General features: G+C 42.5%; 17 protein-coding genes. 11 read left to right on the top strand and 6 right to left on the bottom strand.

Annotated features, from left to right (window positions below; genetic code table 11):
* Positions 1–414: 414 nt before the first annotated feature.
* From ADJ77_RS01770 to ADJ77_RS01760, 3 genes are all read left to right on the top strand, one after another.
* The gene (locus ADJ77_RS01770; protein ID WP_042740945.1) at positions 415–624 is read left to right on the top strand and encodes a hypothetical protein; all 210 of its coding nucleotides are present in this window, start codon (positions 415–417) and stop codon (positions 622–624) included.
* Between the two features lie 53 nt (positions 625–677).
* Complete coding sequence (locus ADJ77_RS01765; protein WP_050695965.1) at positions 678–1,595, top strand: hypothetical protein; 918 nt, start codon at positions 678–680, stop codon at positions 1,593–1,595.
* 106 nt (positions 1,596–1,701) lie between these two features.
* Positions 1,702–2,055 carry a hypothetical protein gene (locus tag ADJ77_RS01760; RefSeq protein WP_050695964.1) on the top strand — a complete coding sequence of 118 codons (354 nt, stop codon included), beginning with the start codon at positions 1,702–1,704 and terminating at the stop codon, positions 2,053–2,055.
* A 1,189-nt stretch (positions 2,056–3,244) separates the two neighbouring features.
* On the opposite strand, the gene ADJ77_RS01755 is transcribed toward ADJ77_RS01760, so the two are convergent.
* The gene (locus ADJ77_RS01755; RefSeq protein ID WP_025078373.1) at positions 3,245–4,111 is read right to left on the bottom strand and encodes a helix-turn-helix domain-containing protein; all 867 of its coding nucleotides are present in this window, start codon (positions 4,109–4,111) and stop codon (positions 3,245–3,247) included.
* Positions 4,112–4,296: 185 nt separating this feature from the next.
* Between ADJ77_RS01755 and ADJ77_RS01750 the strand changes: the two genes are divergently transcribed.
* From ADJ77_RS01750 to ADJ77_RS01730, 5 genes are read left to right on the top strand one after another with little or no spacing between them, the layout of a single operon-like run.
* Positions 4,297–5,568: a TolC family protein gene (locus tag ADJ77_RS01750; RefSeq protein ID WP_025078374.1), complete on the top strand. Its 1,272-nt coding sequence runs from the start codon at positions 4,297–4,299 to the stop codon at positions 5,566–5,568.
* Positions 5,569–5,582: 14 nt separating this feature from the next.
* Entirely contained in the window at positions 5,583–6,605 is a 1,023-nt protein-coding gene (locus ADJ77_RS01745) for an HlyD family secretion protein (RefSeq protein WP_025078375.1), read from the top strand.
* Between the two features lie 2 nt (positions 6,606–6,607).
* The gene (locus ADJ77_RS01740; protein WP_050696211.1) at positions 6,608–8,074 is read left to right on the top strand and encodes an ATP-binding cassette domain-containing protein; all 1,467 of its coding nucleotides are present in this window, start codon (positions 6,608–6,610) and stop codon (positions 8,072–8,074) included.
* A gap of 23 nt (positions 8,075–8,097) precedes the next feature.
* Entirely contained in the window at positions 8,098–9,156 is a 1,059-nt protein-coding gene (locus ADJ77_RS01735) for an ABC transporter permease (RefSeq protein WP_050696210.1), read from the top strand.
* Positions 9,157–9,162: 6 nt separating this feature from the next.
* Complete coding sequence (locus tag ADJ77_RS01730; protein ID WP_025078376.1) at positions 9,163–10,248, top strand: ABC transporter permease; 1,086 nt, start codon at positions 9,163–9,165, stop codon at positions 10,246–10,248.
* Positions 10,249–10,849: 601 nt separating this feature from the next.
* On the opposite strand, the gene ADJ77_RS01725 is transcribed toward ADJ77_RS01730, so the two are convergent.
* Positions 10,850–11,218, bottom strand: a complete 369-nt coding sequence (locus tag ADJ77_RS01725; RefSeq protein WP_025078377.1) for a hypothetical protein — start codon at positions 11,216–11,218, stop codon at positions 10,850–10,852.
* Positions 11,219–11,543: 325 nt separating this feature from the next.
* Here ADJ77_RS01725 and ADJ77_RS01720 point away from each other — a divergent pair, with 325 nt between their 5' ends.
* Positions 11,544–12,164: an FKBP-type peptidyl-prolyl cis-trans isomerase gene (locus tag ADJ77_RS01720; RefSeq protein ID WP_025078378.1), complete on the top strand. Its 621-nt coding sequence runs from the start codon at positions 11,544–11,546 to the stop codon at positions 12,162–12,164.
* Between the two features lie 147 nt (positions 12,165–12,311).
* Positions 12,312–13,400 (top strand): chorismate synthase, encoded by a 1,089-nt coding sequence (gene aroC / locus ADJ77_RS01715; RefSeq protein WP_025078379.1) that lies wholly within the window; start codon positions 12,312–12,314, stop codon positions 13,398–13,400.
* Between the two features lie 453 nt (positions 13,401–13,853).
* Here aroC and ADJ77_RS01710 read toward each other — a convergent pair whose 3' ends face one another.
* The 4 genes from ADJ77_RS01710 to ADJ77_RS01695 form a co-directional block, all read right to left on the bottom strand.
* Positions 13,854–14,417 (bottom strand): isochorismatase family protein, encoded by a 564-nt coding sequence (locus tag ADJ77_RS01710; RefSeq protein ID WP_025078380.1) that lies wholly within the window; start codon positions 14,415–14,417, stop codon positions 13,854–13,856.
* 186 nt (positions 14,418–14,603) lie between these two features.
* Positions 14,604–14,999, bottom strand: coding sequence for a hypothetical protein (locus tag ADJ77_RS01705; RefSeq protein WP_025078381.1), 396 nt, complete (start codon positions 14,997–14,999; stop codon positions 14,604–14,606).
* 18 nt (positions 15,000–15,017) lie between these two features.
* Positions 15,018–15,926, bottom strand: a complete 909-nt coding sequence (locus ADJ77_RS01700; RefSeq protein ID WP_025078382.1) for a dihydroorotate dehydrogenase — start codon at positions 15,924–15,926, stop codon at positions 15,018–15,020.
* Between the two features lie 170 nt (positions 15,927–16,096).
* Positions 16,097–16,873 (bottom strand): dihydroorotate dehydrogenase electron transfer subunit, encoded by a 777-nt coding sequence (locus tag ADJ77_RS01695; RefSeq protein ID WP_025078383.1) that lies wholly within the window; start codon positions 16,871–16,873, stop codon positions 16,097–16,099.
* An 872-nt stretch (positions 16,874–17,745) separates the two neighbouring features.
* Between ADJ77_RS01695 and ADJ77_RS01690 the strand changes: the two genes are divergently transcribed.
* A complete protein-coding gene (locus tag ADJ77_RS01690; RefSeq protein ID WP_050695963.1) occupies positions 17,746–19,125 on the top strand; it encodes a hypothetical protein in 1,380 nt (459 codons plus the stop codon).
* Positions 19,126–19,926 lie beyond the last annotated feature (801 nt).

Below are 19,926 nucleotides of genomic sequence, written 5' to 3'. Positions count from 1 at the left end.
ATAAAGACCTAATCAGCTATACGACCGCTGTACTAATGATAATCAGTGGTGCTGTACTATGTTATATTAGTTTTTTCATGCTTAAATATGTAGAGAATAGTGTCTTAGCTTATTTTTCTATGGCTCTTACGTTTGGGGGTGCTATATTTGGGTGTACACTCTATATAAATCAAAAGTTCAAGTCCTATGAGATAAGCACGAACAAGGCAATAGTAAAGAAGCTGATAGAACAGGAGGAAGATAAGGATAAGAAAGAGGAAGTAGAATAGGTCTTTGTAGTCCGTGGTATCTAGTAAAGGGTATCACGGACAATCTTTTTTTTAACTCTTTTTAGTACAATCCGATATTATTTTATTTTGATAGTTGGAATATTCTACCTATCTTTGCAGTGTAATAATTAAAAACATTAGCAATATGAAACAGACTAGGAAATTTGATGTAGTGTTTAATGATTCACTAGATAGTAGCTGCAAAGGTTTTAGTGAGAGCTATGAATACTGCTTAGATTACATTAAGGCTTATAACGGTACAAGTTATAGTTATTTTGAAGACTATAAAGGAGGTACAGTTAGCATAGTAGATAGTGAAACAAGGGAAGAGGTATATAGTGAACCTGTTAAGTAAGTAAGTAACTAGCCCAGTCTTTTAGTAGGTTGGGCTTTTAATTTTCTAAAGATATGGCTAGATTAAGTAGTGAGCAGCAGGAGGATGTAGTTAGACTGTATAGAAGTAAGAAGTACAGTATAAAGGAGATACTAGCACTGACTGGGATAGGTAGTGAGCAGACAGTGTATAGAATCATTGCAGGTAGGGACGATATAGAAATGATGAGACGAACAAGCCCTACTAAGAAATATAGCGTTAACCTAGATACTGAGGCGGTTAGGGTCTTAGAAACAGTTAACCCTAGAAATATTAGCCAGTGGATTAATGACCTAATTGTTAAGGCAGGTGAGGACTTGATGATTAGGGTAGAGACAGGCAAGACGGAACAGGCTAAAGAGGTGCTACAGGGGTTAGGGCTTGAATATAGACTTAGCAGGGAACAGGTTAAGAAGAGGTGGGCTAGTATGAAATATCCTAGCTTAGACTATAACTACCCAGCAACTAAGGAACTAATCGACAGTGCTATTAACTTTACCCTACAGAAGACTAACTACTTTACAGTGGACGGTGGCAAGATAGAAATAGAGGTAGGTATGAAGGATAGAAAGAAGGTAATAGCTGCACTGAAAGAATTAGGTATAGAAGTAAAAGACAGGGCTAAAAAACTAACTACCCTAACAGAACAGCTACAGGAACAGATTAGACAGGGTAGTATGAATGAAGATATACAAGCTGAACTAAGGAGGCTTGGTAAGAGTAGCAGACATTATTATACTGTTGCCTATGAAGTACTAGATAGGGCAGGATATAGATTTAACCCAACCAAACACCCAGCAAGCCTAGAACAAAGTAAGTGGGCTGAGACATTCAAGGAGACAGGGGATAGAAGGACACTAAAGAGCAACCTAGACCTATTAGAAGAAGACGATACAGACAAGCTAGGGACACTAATAGAAGGTATTTTGTATAGTGTACATTCAGAATCTTAGTAATACTTGCAAGACCACCTAGGACGTACTAACTTTGCAACACACAAAACAATAATTAAGTAATAACAAAGAAGTGGAGGCACACTATAAACAGCGACAGTAAACAATGATTAAAGTAACAAGAAAGAATGAGACTAAAGAGTTTGAGACAGTAGCAGACCTTTTCAAGACCACTAGGCAGGAACGTAACAAGTACTTTGGAACATACCTAGCTGAGGTGACAGATGAGAGACCTTTAGAGCTGGAAGGACTTGTTAAGAAGGTAGAGGAACAGGTAGGAATGTATGAGGAACTGCTACAGAACTTAAAGGGCTTGAAAGAGGTAGTAGTAGCTGAGAAAAAAAATAAAGATGATTTAGATTTCTTAAAGAGGTTTGATAGTGCAATAATTAACCCAGATACTAAAGACCTAGTATTAAGGGCAATATTAGAGGCTAAGAAAAGAGGGCTAATAGAATAAGTTAGTTAGTTTTACTTTCATTATAAAAACCTTCTATAAATTTTATATTGTAACTGAGTAGCTTGACTGAGAAGTTAGGCTACTTTTTTATTACCTTTTAGTTTGGTAGTCTCCTAGAAGTTTAGTATCTTTGCACAAAATACCCTAAAGTCTTGGACTCAGTGGAGGATTAATCCGACATAGCTTTATAGTACTGAAAATCAATGAGTTACGTATGATTTGCAAACTCATAATGTTTTTGTATTATAAATGGGCTTGTCGTGAGACAAGCCTTTTTAGCTTTTACCTCGATTCATTAGAAGTATAATCTTATTGAGAGCTATTGATCCTAAATCTATTCATTAAATCATAAGCTCATAACAAAAATGTTATTGCCTGATAATGGGACAAACATTCGTCACGGTATAGACACGTGAAAGCTCTTTTAAAAGTATGAGAACGCTTCTCAAACAACTGATTTGAAACAATGAAATGCATTTACATATATTATTGTCCGATAAAACTCAAATAGTATGCGCTCCCATGCGGAATCTCTTTTAAATGGATAATATCGTGCTGTCTTTGGAAAAGTAAGCCCTCACTATCAAATAAGGTTTGTTTGCTTTGGGTAGTACAACTCTTTTCTGACAAAAGATTGCTCCCATACAGAGAAACATATTGCAAGGTATTTAGTACTGAACACCATTGGTGTTTACCAAAAACACCACGTGTGATGGGCAACAACACATCGGCAGAATATAGAAGAGAGATTCCCATATTGGTATTATTAGGCATATATTCAGGCACTAAAGACTAACTTGTAAGGGGTAAATTTACCGGTCAGCACTAACTTACATAAGACAACGAAAAAAGTCTTTTAATCATAAACAGACACAACAGAAAAACAAACATACAACCAGACTATCAGGTGGTTACAAAATAGCAAAATTATCAGTGCTTAATTGCCTCCTAACTAACGCCCTTTAAGCCTTCAATTAATCCTTAGTTAGACCTCGATCAAGGCTTACTTGCAACGCAAGTAAGCATCTATAAACTTCCTGTACGCAATTTTGTTCTCATAAAAAAGGCGGTTTTCTTCAAGTTCGTCATGTAAGACTTCGCTGCATTTGGCAAGTAGTAAGAATTTCCAACGACCAATTTGGCATTTACAATGTTTCCCTGCCGGATGCTGTCGGAATGTTCAGAAACATTATTTACTCACATTCTCCTGATACATCCGAGGTGTCATGCCCGTCTCACGCCTGAAGTACTTGGAGAAAGCCGATGCACTGGGGAAGTTCAGCCGGTCAGCTATCTCGTAGCCCATCACATCATTGGTCTTCAAGAGCAATTTGGCTTCCTGAATCGTAGCACGGTTAATCCAGTACATGACGCTTTGGCTGCTGGCTTTCTTAATGATGGCCGACAAGTGGTGCGGGGTCACATGAAGCTGTTCTGCATAGAAAGGTATGGAGCGTTCATGGGTACAATGCCGATGTATCAGACGCTTGAACTGTATAAAGAGCTCTTGTGTGCGTGTGGTGTGATTATGCTTTTCATTCTTCTCTTCAATGTCTTTAATATATTGAATATCAGACACCATCGCTTTCAGAAGATTCTGGACAGTCCTGCGTCGATAAGGCTTGAGCTGCACAAAATCCCAAGTGAGATAGACCATACGCAATATGCGGTCAAACTCGGACGGTGCTGTTGTGAATATGGCTTCCTCTGAAACTTCTATCCCTTCATTGAAAACAACAGCAACGATACGTGTTTCTGGAGAAACCTCTTTGACCTCAAGAATGGTATCGGAAGGCAGAAGCATCATGGCTCCTTTCTCAATATGCCAGTCCTGAAGGTTGATACAAATATCGGCATTACCTTCCATGGCAAGCACTAAACGCGGCTCCACAACCTGGTATATCTTTCCTTCCTCCAGAAACGGACTGTACTGTATGTGCCCATTAATGACGAGCACAACATCGTCGTTTGCAAGAAACTGTCCATGTTTCTCAGACAGTTCGCCGAGGTCTATATTATTCAACGAGAACGGACTTACGGTCTTTGCTCTACCCATAGTATTGCCTTATTGTATGATTTAATTGCAAATCTAACATTATTTTTCCTAATACAGAGCATTAAAACATACGAATCATACAACAAAGCAATAATTTCTGTGCATCTGACAACCACATAGTGCGACAAAAGACCTATCTTTGCCATGTAAGAGGAAACAACTGATTATCAAACGATAAAAAGAATATGAAGAAGAAAATAATACTGTTCTCGTTAATAGCATTTGCTACTGTCATCCAGGCACAGACGCTGGAAGAATGTCAGTCGGCTGCCAAGAAGAACTATCCCATTATCAAACAGTATGATTTAATCGCACAGACAACTCATCTGACGGTCAGGAATATTCAGAAAGGATGGCTGCCACAGGTTACAGCTTCAGCACTGGCAACTTATCAAAGTGATGTTGTAGCGTGGCCTGAAAGCATGCAGAATATGTATCAGCAGATGGGACTCAAGATGAAAGGGCTGACCAAGGATCAATATAAAGTTGGTGTTGACCTCCACCAAACCCTCTATGACGGTGGTGCCATCAGCAGTCAGAACAAGATAGCCCGACAGGAGGGAAAGGTGCAAGAGGCACAAACTGAAGCTAATCTGTACCAGGTACGCAAGCGTGTCAATGAGATGTACTTTTCTCTCTTGCTTCTTGACGAACAGATCAAGCTGAACGACGATGTCGTGGCTTTACTGTTGTCGAGTGAAAAGAAACTGTCGGCAATGGTAAAGAGCGGTACGGCTGCCACAAGTGACTTTGAGAATGTCAAGGCTGAACGGCTCTACGCAGCACAACAGAATACGAGTCTGAAAGCACAGCGGCTGATGCTACAACGGATGCTAAGTGTCTTTTGTGGTATTGAGGTCAGCAACCTCCGAAAGCCGGATATCATCAAAGCAGCTGCTTCAACCAACAATCGCCCGGAACTCAGGTTATTTGATAATCAACTGCAACTTGCCGATACACGGGAAAAGGGTCTGGATGCACTGTTGAGACCTAAGTTAGGTGTTTTTGCCCAAGGCTATTATGGATATCCGGGACTTAACATGTTTGAAGACATGCTGAGTCACAAGTGGAGCCTCAATGGTGTTGTAGGTGTGAAGTTAACGTGGAATGTGGGAGCACTCTATACCCGTAAGAACGACAAGGCAAAGCTGCGACTACAGCGTGAAATGATAGAGAATGCACGTGAGGTGTTCCTGTTCAACAACAATATGGAACAGATACAACAGACAGAGAATATCAGCCGATACCATACCATGATGCAAACTGACAACGAGATTATTGTCCTGCGCACCAATGTACGCAAGGCTGCGGAATCAAGGCTCACCCATGGTATCATTGATACAAACAGTCTGCTTCGGGAAATCAACAATGAGAATGCAGCCAAGGCGCAACAGGCTATCCACGAGATTGATATGCTCAAGGAAATGTATAACCTGCAATATACCAATAATGAATAAAACAACTGACAAATATGAAGAAAATACTTTTATTAGCCTGTCTTGCCTTTATGATGGCATCCTGTGGAGAAAACAAAAAAGATTATGATGCTACGGGAACGTTTGAAGCCACGGAAGTCACCGTGTCTGCTGAGTCCTCCGGGCAACTGATAAACTTTGATGTTGCCGAAGGACAGCTGCTCAATGGTGGACTGACAGTTGGGCAGATTGATTCCCGACAGCTAACATTGAAGCGTGACCAACTGGCTACGAACAATGACCAACTGACTGCTACCCATGGACAACTGGAAGCAAATAAACGACAACTGGCTGCCAACAGACGGGCAACAGCAAGCAAACAGCTGGATTTGGAGAAGCAACTGGCATCCATACGTCAACAGATTGCCAATCAAAAACATGAACGCCAGCGTTTCGCCGAGCTGCTACAGGACGGAGCTGTTGCACGGAAACAGGTTGATGACATAGATTATCAGATACTGGTATTGCAGAAACAACTCGCTGCCACAGAAGAACAGATAGCCAGTCAGAATGCTTCATTAGCCGAACAGAACAAAGGCATTGCCGCACAGATTGACGGTATCGCTGCACAACAGGCTGGAGTCAAAGCACAACAGGCTGGACTACATGCCCAACAGGCACAACTTAATGACCAGATAACCCATACCTTTGTGAAAAGTCCTATCACTGGAACAGTCCTGGAGAAGTATGCTGAACAGGGGGAATTCGTGTCTGTAGGGAAGCCACTCTTCAAGGTGGCAGACACGAAGAAGATGTTTATCCGTGCCTACATTACCTCCAGCCAGCTGAAGAGTGTCAGACTTGGTCAGAAAGTAAAGGTCATGGCTGACTATGGCGATGGGCAGAAGAAAATCTACGAAGGCGTTGTTACATGGATTTCAAGTCGTTCGGAGTTCACGCCTAAGACAATTCTCACGGATGACGAACGTGCCGATTTGGTCTATGCTGTCAAGGTACAATTCCAGAATGACGGCTATGTAAAGATAGGGATGTATGGTGAAGTGAAATTCAGTTTATGATGATGAATGCAATCGAGGTAGATAACATATCCAAGCATTACGGCAAAGTACAGGCACTGCATGATGTCAGCTTTTCTGTAAGAAAAGGCGAAGTCTTTGGTATTATAGGACCTGACGGTGCAGGCAAGACTTCTATGTACCGCATTCTCTGCTCGTTACTTCTTCCCGATGAAGGTACAGCCACCGTAGATGGTTATGATGTGGTAAAGCAGATGAATGAGATACGGAAAAGAGTTGGATATATGCCCGGCAAGTTTTCACTCTATCAAGACCTAACGGTAGAAGAGAATCTACAATTCTTTGCAACGCTATTCGGTACAACCGTAGAAGAGAACTACGATTCCATCAAAGCCATCTATTCACAGATTGAACCATTCAATAACCGTAAGGCTGGGGCTCTCTCAGGTGGAATGAAACAGAAACTTGCTCTCTGCTGTGCATTGGTTCACCAACCAAGTGTTCTCTTCCTTGACGAACCGACAACAGGTGTTGATCCTGTCAGCCGTAAGGAGTTCTGGGAGATACTTTCCCAACTGAAAGAAAGTGAGACAACTATCGTTACATCCACTCCTTACCTTGATGAGGTGAGGAGCTGTGAGCGCGTAGCCTTCCTGTCAGAAGGATGTATCAAGGGCATTGGTACTCCTGACAAAATACTCCATAAGTTCAGGGACATATTCAATCCACCCGGTATTGAACACAAGGGAAACAACGAGACAGGCAATGAGACTGAGAATGTCATCGAAGTAGAACATCTTGTCAAGGCATTTGGAACATTCCACGCAGTAGACGACATCTCCTTTACCGTCAAGAAGGGAGAAATCTTCGGTTTCCTTGGGGCCAACGGAGCTGGAAAGACCACTGCCATGCACATGCTTACAGGCTTGAATCAACCCACAAGTGGGACTGGAAAGGTCGTAGGCTTTGACATACGCACCGAGTATGAGCAGGTCAAGAAGCATATTGGCTACATGAGCCAGAAGTTCTCACTCTATGAAGACCTTACCGTCGCAGAGAACATCAGCCTCTTTGCCGGCATCTACGGCATGAATGATGACGAGATACAGCGTAAGACCGATGAACTTCTCCAACGGCTGGACTTCTCCGAACACCGCAACACCTTGGTTGCCAGCCTGCCATTGGGCTGGAAACAGAAGCTGGCTTTCTCTGTCAGCATCTTCCATGAACCGGGAATCGTATTCCTCGATGAACCTACGAGCGGCGTAGACCCTGCTACACGCCGTCAGTTCTGGGAACTGATTTACAACGCTGCAGAACGGGGAATAACAGTCTTCGTGACCACCCATTATATGGACGAAGCCGAATACTGCGATCGCATCTCTATCATGGTGGATGGCAAGATCAAGGCTTTAGGCACACCCGATGAGCTGAAACGGGAACTCAAACAGCCCGACATGGAGCATGTCTTTACGTATCTGGCACGACAAGCTACAAGAACTTCGGATTAAGAATGAATACATTAAAATATATAATGAAGCAGTTTATTTCATTTGTCATCAAGGAAGCTAAGCACATTATCCGTGACAAGCGTACAATGCTGATACTCTTCGGCATGCCAGTCGTCATGATGCTTCTCTTCGGATTTGCCATCACAACCGACGTGAAGAATGTGCGTGCGGTAATTGTCATGAGTAATGCTGACCACGTCACCCAGCAGGCTGTCAACCATCTGGCTGCATCAGAGTATTTCACAATCATAAATATTGTCTCAACACCTGCCGAGGCAGAACAGATTATCCGCAACCAGAAGGCAGACATGTCTGTCGTCTTTGCACAGAACTATGCAAGCAGGCGGACAGGACTTCAGTTCATTGTAGATGCTGCCGACCCCAACATGGCACAGCAGTGGTCGAACTATGCAAGTGCAGTCATCATGAACACGGATAGCAGTATCGTAAATACCAAGTTACTGTATAATCCACAGATGAAGTCGGCTTATAACTTCGTCCCTGCCATTATGGGAACATTGCTGATATTGGTCTGCGCCATGATGACCTCCATCTCCATTGTCCGGGAAAAGGAAAAAGGTACCATGGAGGTGCTTCTTGTATCGCCTGTACACCCCCTGATGATCATTATCGCAAAGGTTATACCCTACCTGGTGCTTGCCTTCGTCATCCTGATAGTAATACTCCTCATGGCAGCCTTCGTACTGGAGGTGCCGGTACAAGGTTCCCTGTTCTGGATATTCGTTATTTCCACCATATACATACTCCTGTCCCTCTCATTAGGGCTGTTTGTTTCCAATGTTGCAAAGACCCAGCTTGTCGCATTGCTGCTCTCAGCCATGGTGTTGCTGATGCCTACCGTGATGCTTTCGGGCATGATATTCCCGATTGAGTCAATGCCCCGCATATTACAGTATGTATCGGCAATTATCCCGACACGCTACTATACCTGCGCCATGCGTAAACTGATGATCATGGGCGTTGGCATTGAACAGGTGTACCGTGAGATGACGATTCTTATAGGTATGCTTGTCGGATTACTTACTCTCTCGCTCGTAAAGTTCAATAAACGATTAGAATAGAAGTCTATGACACTGAAATATCTTTTACGGAAGGAGTTCACACAGATTCGCCGTAACTCGTTTCTTTCAAGGCTCATCGTTGTCTTCCCGATTATAATCATGTGTGCCATGCCTTGGGTAATGAACATGGAGGTAAAGAACATTGTCGTGGACGTTGTTGACAACGACCGGTCCACACAATCACAACGGCTGGTACATGAGATTGAAGCCAACAGATACTTCATCTTTCATGGACAGCAACCTACCTATGTGGCAGCACTCAACAACATAGAACATTCCGAGGCTGACATTGCCGTGATCATACCACAGCATTACAGCCGTGACCTCACATTGGGACACATGCCGCAGGTACTCATCGCAGCCAATGCCGTCAATGGGACGAAAGGCTCGATAGGTTCGGTCTATCTCAGCCAGATTGTTACAGCCAATGCTGTGCCTTCCGCAGCTGCTGTGCAGTCGAAGGTGTCAACGTTATTCCTCTACAACAAGCATCTTAACTTCAAGCTCTTCATGATTCCGGCACTCTTTGCCATCGTGATGATGCTGATGACGGGATTCCTACCAACGCTTAACATTGTGAGCGAGAAAGAAGCCGGGACGATAGAACAGATAAACGTCACTCCGGTAAACAGGTGGACGTTTATCCTTGCCAAGCTTGTTCCTTACTGGATTATCGCCTTCTTCACCATTACCGTCTGCCTCCTGCTGGCCTGGATTGTATATGGCATAACGCCCGTGGGAAACATCGCACTCATCTATCTCCTCGCCATGCTGCTTGCATTGTTCTTCTCGTCATTCGGACTGATAATATCCAATTACTCCGACACCATGCAGCAAGCCATCTTCGTGATGTGGTTCTTCGTCGTGATACTCCTCTTGCTTTCTGGTCTTTTCACTCCGACACGTTCCATGCCGTCCGCTGCCTATCTCACCACGTATATTAACCCCGTAAGCTACTTCATCGAAGCCATGCGCACGGTCTTCATCCGCGGTGGCAGTTTCAGCAGCATCCAGCATCAGATTCTTGCCCTTTTGGGAATAGGACTCTTCATGGGCGGATGGGCTGTGCTGAGCTATAAGAAGAACCATTGAATCAGAGTGTATTGAAATCATAACATCACAAAGACTTTTGTCATTGTCTGATAATGGGATATGAAAATAATGCCGTCCGATAAACATAGTACGCATAAGGTAGTCTTCAGTATCTTACTATATAATGACAATGATGAACCCTTCTTGCCGTTTTCAACTGATGTGTTGTTGCCAGTCACATGGCGTGTTGCTGGTAAACACCAATGGTGTTGAGCGCTAAACACGATGCAATATATTGCCGATGTGGACTCAACTTGTTGTCAGGAAAGAGATGTAATACCCTAAGAAAGCAGAACATATTTACATACGATTAGCCGACAACAGACGAAAGTCTGAAGGTTGGTTCCGAAAAGTTGATTGGCTTTTGCCCGACAGACGGACTGTCCCGCCGTTCTTCATGAAAGGGCAAAGCTGCGTATGTGATTGAATGAGAATACAAGAAAACACAAGATGCTAACGGCATCCATAAAGCGAAGATTCCTACATGGAAATCCAAGAACCTGCCGTAAAATAAAAAGACTACAGATCAGTTTCCTGACCCATAGCCTTTCACTTATTCCGTATGAAACCGTCCTCTCACAAAGAGGGTGGGATTGTTTGTTTACTTAGTCAAACCGCGGTTGTTCAATGTAACATTGAGAAACTTTACATACTCACGGTACTGACGGTTGTTCAGAATGTAACGCATGTAAGACAAATCCTTCTTGATAGCCTCGTTTACCTTTGCCTCACGCTCAGAGCTGTCGGCAACTGACGCATTCATCATCTCTGCAGCGAATGTGCGGTTTACGTCTTCTACCATGTCAATCTGATCCCGGTTGAGGTTCAGTGCACGGCTCAAAGCGTATGTGCTTACATTGAACTTATATGCATTTGTGGTTGTGTTGTTGTTATCGTTCTCGCCAGCTGCAAAAGCCATTGTCATACTCATTACTGCTACCACTGTCAATACAATCTTCTTCATATTCATTATCCTTTCTAAATTATTTAAATCCTCATTAAAATCTTATATTCTGTAATTAAATTACTTGTTACAGTTGCAAAGTTACAAAATTATCCACATACAGAATGGCTATCTGTCACACTTCGTTCTTTTTTTGCATGTATTTTTGACACACATCAATGCGTTTGATTTAAATCAGTAACAAACACACACTTACTACCCTGCTGTTCCTTATAAAACATATAGAATAATAGTATGAAAAAGAAAAAACAGTAACTAACCATATTTTATTCCGTTTTAAATCATTACCTTTGCAGATACATATAACAACTATTATATATAAAAAATAACAATGGAGAATAATACGCATCGACTCATCGTAGTCAGTTACGAATTATACAGTACAGAAAACGGTGAAGAACAACTCATCGAAAAGACCGAGGAGCAGACTCCCATGCAGTTCTATACTGCCTGCGAGATGGCACTGCCAGCCTTCGAACAGGAGGTTGTGAAATATGAAAAGAATGATGACTTCGAGTTCTCACTCACCAAGGAACAGGCTTATGGAGAGTATGATGTCAAGAGCGTACTGGCACTCGGCAAGGAGACTTTCTCACCTGATGGAGTCTTTGATTCGGCTAATATATACAAGGATGCTATCGTACCTTTGCAGAATGAGGAAGGTCAGCGTTTCCTGGGTAAGGTATTAGAAGTGTCTGAAGACAAGGTTACCATTGACCTCAACCACCCTCTTGCAGGCAAGGACCTTCTGTTCCGTGGTCATGTCATTGAGAACCGTGAAGCAAGCGAAGAGGAAGTAAAGAACTTCTTTGAGCAGATGCACCAGCATCATTGCAACGGAAACTGTGGAGGTGACTGCGGTGGCGATTGCGGTGGCGGTGGCAACTGTGACGGCAACTGCAGCTGCGGAGGTCATGAAGAAGGCGAAGAGGGCTGCTGCGGGTGTCATTAACCCCCTTTGAAGTCCAGCATGGTCACTGAATGAAAGGAAATAAAGGAAAAAGATTCAATGGGGAAAGGTTGGCTATACCCTGCCATCGCCAGCCACATCCCTTCTTTCATGGAGTTGGGTAAGGCTTTCCATAACAGCCAGTCTCTTATGAATACATTTGGAAAAATCTTCACACTAACCACTTTCGGCGAAAGCCACGGGGCTGCTGTCGGTGGTGTAGTCGATGGTATGCCGGCTGGCATAACAATCGACACAGACTTCATTCAGCATGAACTGGCACGACGTCGACCAGGACAGAGCCACATCACAACCGACCGCAAGGAGGCAGACCAGGTGGAACTGCTGAGCGGTGTGTTTGAAGGAAAGTCGACGGGTGCACCTATCGGATTCCTTGTACGCAATACCAATCAACATTCAAAGGACTACGATAGCATCCGTGACCTTTTCCGTCCGTCGCATGCCGATTATACTTATTATAGCAAGTATGGCATCCGTGACCATCGTGGAGGCGGACGTTCATCAGCCCGCATCACACTTTCACGTGTCGTTGCTGGCGCCTTGGCAAAACTTGTATTGCACCAGCAAGGTATCAGCATCATAGCTTATACCTCACAGGTAGGCGATATTCATCTTGATGGAAATTACCACAATTACGACTTCAACCTCATCGAATCAAACCCTGTCCGCTGCCCAGACCCAGAGAAAGCCAAGGAAATGGAAGCACTCATAGAACAGGTAAAACGTGAAGGCGATACCATCGGCGGTGTTGTCACCTGTGTCATCAAAGGTTGTCCTGTGGGATTAGGTGAGCCGGAGTTTGGAAAACTCCATGCACTATTAGGTGCTGCCATGCTCAGTATCAATGCCGTGAAGGGCTTTGAATACGGTGAAGGCTTTGCCGGTTCTTCGTGGAGGGGAAGCCAGCAGAACGATGTGTTTCTGCCTGCCAACACCACAAATCAAAGTTCAAAGCCCAAAGCCCAGAGCAACCACAGCGGTGGAATACAAGGAGGTATCAGCAACGGTGAAGACATCTATTTCCGTGTAGCTTTCAAACCGGTTGCTACACTGCTCATGGAACAGCAAACAGTAAACAAGGAAGGAGAACCCATCACCATGGACGTGCATGGTCGCCATGACCCATGCGTACTGCCCCGTGCTGTACCCATCGTTGAGGCTATGGCTGCCATGACAATGCTTGATGCGCTGCTGATAAGCAAGACGAACAGGCTCTAACCCAGAACAGTCAGTGGAGAACAGAAAAGCTGACTGCCACAAATTACCTTTTGTTATTCTTAATAAGAAAACTGACATTCGTCACCGTGCAGGCGCATGAAGACCTTTCAAGAATACGAAAACGGTTCTTGAACAACTGATTTGAGGCAACGAAATATCTTTACACAATATACTGGAAAAACTTTTTTATCACAAACAAACACCACAAAACGCCAAGCGTGCAACCATCAGGCTATCAGCTGATTACAAAACAGAAAATTATCAGTGCCAAATTACGTTCTAACTAACGCCCTTTAAGCCTCCAGTTAAGCCTTAGTTGCACGTCAATTAAGGCTTAGTTGCGATGCAATTAAGCATCTGTAATTTTCTGCGATTGATTTTATTCTTACAAAAGGGGTGTTTTTTCTCTACTTACTCGATAGCTTTTCGCAGCATCTTGGAGTGGTGAGAACATCAAATGACCTTTGGATTTAAGGTTGACATAAATGCTCTCAAAGCCGACCCGTCATCCAAAGAGGGGGAATAGGACTCGAGAATGTTCAGCCTTGTACTCCCTACCATATCCCTTAAATCCTTTGCAGTATTCAGCACACAGATGTTTCCTGCCAGGCCGCATACATCAATCTGATCTATCTTCAACGCCCTTATCAACTGATTTAAAATACCAGCTGACTCCTCATTCTGCATAATAGAATACTCGTCCTTCTGGATGCTGTCGCCCTTATACAACAAGGTAAAACCTCCCTTTGACTCATTAAGAGCTACCAACAATGTCTCCCATATCGCCGCACCAACTGAATGTTGTACGCAATGACGCGGCCATTGTCCACCTTCTTCAGCAAAAGAACTGTGATGATAAGGATGCCAGTCTGAAGTAACAATCTTCACAGCATATCCATCACCATACACCCTTACAAACTCTGCCAACGCATCCATCGCCCCGGCAGCACCTTTTACAGGAAGTGAACCACTGATAAAGTCGACCTGTGGGTCGACTACCAACAACATCTTATTCATTCAATATAACCTTTTATAACCATGAAACAAATTTATATAGCACGCTCTCATTGCACACTGAACGGGTTAACCACCAAGGATAAACAAACACTACCTATGCAGAACAGCCCGCCCTTTTCCTCATACCTTTCATAGGTTCACGACACTGGTTCAAAAGCGAAGTCACATAATGGACAGCTGATGACGTTAAAACTGCTTACCGTAGACTTCCCTAACCAACAAGATAAGTATAACAGGAACAAACATCCACCCTAAGAAAACCATCAAGTGGACAGGGGGAGAATCATAGATGGAACCACGATAATGAGCCATCACGCGACCGTGACGCCCTCGCACCTTGTACACGTAATATACTATCAGATAGAGCAACACTAATGACATATACATGACGACATTCTCCCGCCAGCCTGTCAGATGGAATAAAGAAGTATTCAAATATCCCAGACAAGCGATCAATGCGAACATGGTGCCTAAGAAAACAAGTCCTACTCCATCAACGCCACGGAGGCTATGATAATGTTCATCCAACCACTCACCTGTGAAATAAATCAAATCAAAAATCGTGAACCAGCCCCTACTCATTATATATCTTTACATAACCTATGCGAGGCAGTTAATGATTTCCGTGACTGACTTACAACCATGACGATCGAGCCAGCCATTAATACCATCACGCACCTTAATCGTAACCTGCGGATCAATGAAGTTTGCAGTTCCTATCTGGATAGCGGTAGCTCCTGCCATAAGGAACTCGATGGCATCCTCAGCTGTGGAAATTCCACCCAGACCAATAACAGGTATCTTAACTGCCTTTGCAACATCATTGACCATGCGGACAGCTACAGGCTTTACGGCAGGACCACTCAGTCCACCAGTACGGATGCTCAGCTTCGGACAACGACGCTCAATATCAATCGCCATGCCCATCAAAGTATTAATCAGAGATACAGAATCGGCACCTTCATCCTCACAGACACGTGCTATACTGGCAATGTCCGTGACATTGGGAGAGAGCTTCACAATCATTGTCTTATGATAATGTTGGCGAACAGCTTTCACTATAGAAGCGGCACCGGAACAGGTAACACCGAACGACATACCGCCTTCTTTCACGTTAGGACAGGAGATATTGACCTCAATGGCAGGAATACCATCCAGGGCATCGAGCCTCTCAGCCGTCTCAGCATACGATTCGGGGGAATTTCCGCTCACATTGACTATCATATTAGTGTCAATACCCTTTATCTCGGGATAGATGTGTTCGATGAAATAATCCACTCCCTTATTCTGTAAGCCCACACAATTAAGCATTCCCTGAGGCGTCTCCACCATACGTGGATAGTCATTCCCCTCACGTGGCTTCAGCGTCGTTCCCTTGACAATGATACCTCCTATCTCTTCCAACGGCACGAAATCAGCAAACTCCAATCCATAACCAAACGTGCCACTGGCTGTCATTACAGGGTTCTTGAGATGTAAGTTATTTATCTTTACATTTAAATCAGCCATACTACAATCATCTTTTTTTACATTATTACACCTTAACTCATAAGGTTTACTGTCTCCACATAAAGTTCTTTCTTCTGTAGAATCATCCTTATTTGCCCTGTCAGGATAATCGAACTAACCCAACTAACCGGCTCTAATAAATCAGATAATCCTGACCTTTTCCATCCACCTTATTCGCCCCACAACAACCGTCGGGTATCGAAGACTGGTCCTTCTTTGCAGACACAGAGATTACCTTCTGTGGTTTTCTCCACACAGCAAAGGCAAGCACCGACCCCACATGCCATCATGTTCTCCAAGGATGCCTCACAAGGAATGGACTTCTGATGAGCGTAACGTGCCACAGCCACCATCATTGGCTTAGGACCACAGGTGGAGATACGGTCAAAACACTCCGTGGAGAGAACAGGGTGATTTGTGACAAAGCCCTTCTCCCCCGCAGAGCCATCCTCCGTAGTTATGCATACCTTTCCATACTTCTCGAAAAGTGAAACCTCTGCCAAATCGGCTGCTGTGCGGGCACCTAACAAAAAGACAGGACTTCCACCAGCTTCCTTGATTTGTTTACCGAAATAGAGCAATGGGGCAACGCCGACACCACCGCCAACAAGCAGAATACGCTCTGCAGGATGAGACAAAGGCGTAAATGTATTGCCCAAAGGAAGAACACAATTCAATATGTCTCCCTCGTGTAGACGTGCGAGCGTGCGCGTACCTTCTCCTACAGTTGCAACAAGCAGCCACAACTCATTACGGTCACTATCAACGAAATTAATGGAAATAGGACGGCGAAGAAAAGTAGAAGGCGAGCCGTCCACTCTCACCTCTACAAACTGACCGGGAAGCATCTCTGGAAGGGGCTTGTCGTCTGTCAGCTTAATAAGGACATTCCTTGCATTGACACGCTCCACGGAAGATACCTTCAAGTCGAGGACATACTTCTTCATCTTGCTTTGCTTTTTAATACCATGCAAATACTGCAAGTAAAGGCAGACTGGCATGTATCAGAATTGTCATCCACAGTAATCCACTGGAAACACGGCTCGTGTGTTAACAATTGGAACATTGCTCCCGAACGCACACCCTGCACGTCCCTGCATTCAGATACAACCTCTATTTGCCGAGTGCAGCATATTTTATGCAAATATAGATAAAATATCCCGATTATAAGCTGATTGAGGTAAAAAACAGAAATAAATCCTTCCAAAACGAGTGCTTTCCATAAACATCTATCGCATTAACAATGGAATTAACACCTTACAATATATAATCAGAAAGAAACAATCTTACGCTTCTCAGTCTATGTACTATAACCCAGCACATAATGTGTTAGTAGCTAACACACGTGGTGCTGATGGTAAGCACCAATCGTGCTAAGGGCTAAATATCTCAGAATATAACTCTAAAAAGCACGTAATTTATTGTCTGGAAGGAGTTATATAGCTAAAAGCAAGTCTTACCAAAATGCGCCTCCACAGAAGTAGACAATCTATAATGGTACGGAATATCTCACTATTGCATTAGCTTGATGATAAACCACTTATCCGAATGTCTGATTGACAATTAGGCTTACCAGCCTACTCAAACTTCTCCATTACAGGAAATATTCCTCTAAAAGGGGGTGAGATTATCGGATTTTCTTTGTACTTTTGCCTTGTCGGTTGCATAGTTTAATTCTTTTATCTCAACACAAAGTCAATAAATTTCTGCAACATGACTAAATAAAGGGGCAATATTCTGTCTCCCTCAAACACTTATAACAACACTTAAATCAAAACATTACGAACTCAAGGTCAACACCTGATAAAAACATAAACTTATGGAAAAAATAGATATAACCAAAGAGTTAGAAGATTTCTACCATCATTTGAACGAAGCTACTATAGACAGAACTATCTTTTCAGCAAGATTCGGTGATGGTAAAACAGAGTTCCTAAAACAATTCAAGGAAAAATACCAAGATGAATACGACTTCTATACTTTATACCCTGTCAACTATCAGATTGCTCCAAACGAACAGATAATTGAGTACATAAAAAGAGACCTGCTATTCCAACTGCTTCTCAACGAAAAAATTAAACCAGGTATAGAGATTCCGAACCCTATCGCATTCCAATGGTACCTCTGTAACAATACGTTTGACATCATACGGGACTGTATGAAATTTGCTCCATCACTCATTGGGACAATGGCGCAATACCAAGTGGTATTAAGGGGCGTAACAGCACTTGCAGAAACGATCATCAAGCAATATCAGAAATTTAAGGGTTTCAAAGAAGAAATCAACAATAATAGTTTTAAAGAAGGGGTGAACTATATTGGGCGTTTCAATAACGAAGCTGGTAGTATCTACGAGTTAGACCCTATCAGCTGGCTCATTGCTAAAAGCATTACTGCTGAGAAAGGAAAAACACCCGTCCTCATCATAGAAGATCTTGACCGTATTGACCCTGCACACTTGTTCAGAATCCTCAACATCTTCTCTGCCCACATAGACAGGCAATATCTATTAAGTGACCAGAACATAATAGAAGATGGCACAGAGAAGCCTTTAGACCAACTTCCAAATAAATTTGGATTTAAGAAAATCATTTTTGTCATGGATGCAGAAGCTACTAAGGCTATTTACGAGAAGTTCTATGGAAATTATAATTATAAGGGATATATCAGTAAATTTATCTCTAAACGTATTTTTGAATATTCTATAACAGAAACAGCACGATTGAGATTGAGTGAACATATCTATCACGAATGCGGAATAGACAGAGAAACAATGTTTGAAACTTTAACAGATGAGATAAAGAATTTAGAACTCTCTGTAAGAGACATCGTTAGAGTACTTGATGGGTTTACAAATTCCTATAGAAAAGAAGTGGTAAAAATAACTGATGATGTGCAGTTTTTATCGGATACACCTCTTGTTAAAATCCTTGCCATATTAAGCAGATTGGGAGTAAAGAGAAATAATATGCCAAAAGTTATCCAAAAGATAAAACCAAATGAGGAGATAATACGTTTGTTGAGCAGCTTTGCCTTAGATAAAAGTTTTATTACAAAAGCAAACTACATACAATATAATGGACAACCGTATTACATAACATTTAACATAGATGGGAATAAGAAACTGATTGTAGACAATATACTTTCAATATCTAACGAGATGGTAGGAGTAATTCAGTGTACAGAAATAGATTTTTGAGTCTATTATAAACAAAGCATTAAAATACGTAAACTAACAAAAGAATGGGTTTTCCAGATATTTTTTTAGTTTGAAAATATGAAATCCCTTCAGCAATCATGTCTTAACTGATAGCTTGTGTCATCTTGCCTTCATCTCTGCCTGCTTTGAGCAATCTTGCATATTCAGCTTAGATTGTTCTTTGAGTTACCAAATTATACTGAGCGAAAATAATAGTTTATCCGACATTTCGAGTAGTATATCATTCATTATAGATTTGGAACATGATAGGAATAAGTATGAAACGAAATTGAACAAGACACTCTATATATGACTCAAAGAGTAAGAAAAGAGACGACAAGACACTATATGGTTGCTTTATCAAGTTTAAGTAAACAGTCCGGTACCAACATACGACTCCATAGAATTACACTTTCCTGTCACTACTGTCATCCGCATAAAGTATCTAACTATTTAGTTTACAATGAGTTTATACGAAATGTTAAAATGACAGCAAACTAAATTAAAAGTAGATTTGTAAGTAAGCACTTTAGTTTAAGTCAATCGTTTCACTCCAAACTATGGATGGAAAAAGCCGTAAGAAACCAGTAGTATTAATAAGGGAAAAGACATTGTGGCTTTAAAGTCCGTTTGCGTGCTATAAACATCTATTCTTATAGTAAGAGCAAATACATCAAAATAGGAACAAAGGCTTGTAAGAAGGGCTACATAGTTTCTTATGGGGTATTGTACCCTACATAGAAATCGTTTTAAGAGACATCCAATCTAACTTTGCACTCGGAAGTTAATTAATACGTTTAC

The organism is Prevotella fusca JCM 17724, assembly GCF_001262015.1.
In the GTDB taxonomy this organism is placed as follows: Bacteria; Bacteroidota; Bacteroidia; order Bacteroidales; family Bacteroidaceae; genus Prevotella; species Prevotella fusca.
The sequence above is the reverse complement of the archived record's forward strand: the minus strand, read 5'-3'. Positions and strand labels throughout refer to the sequence as shown.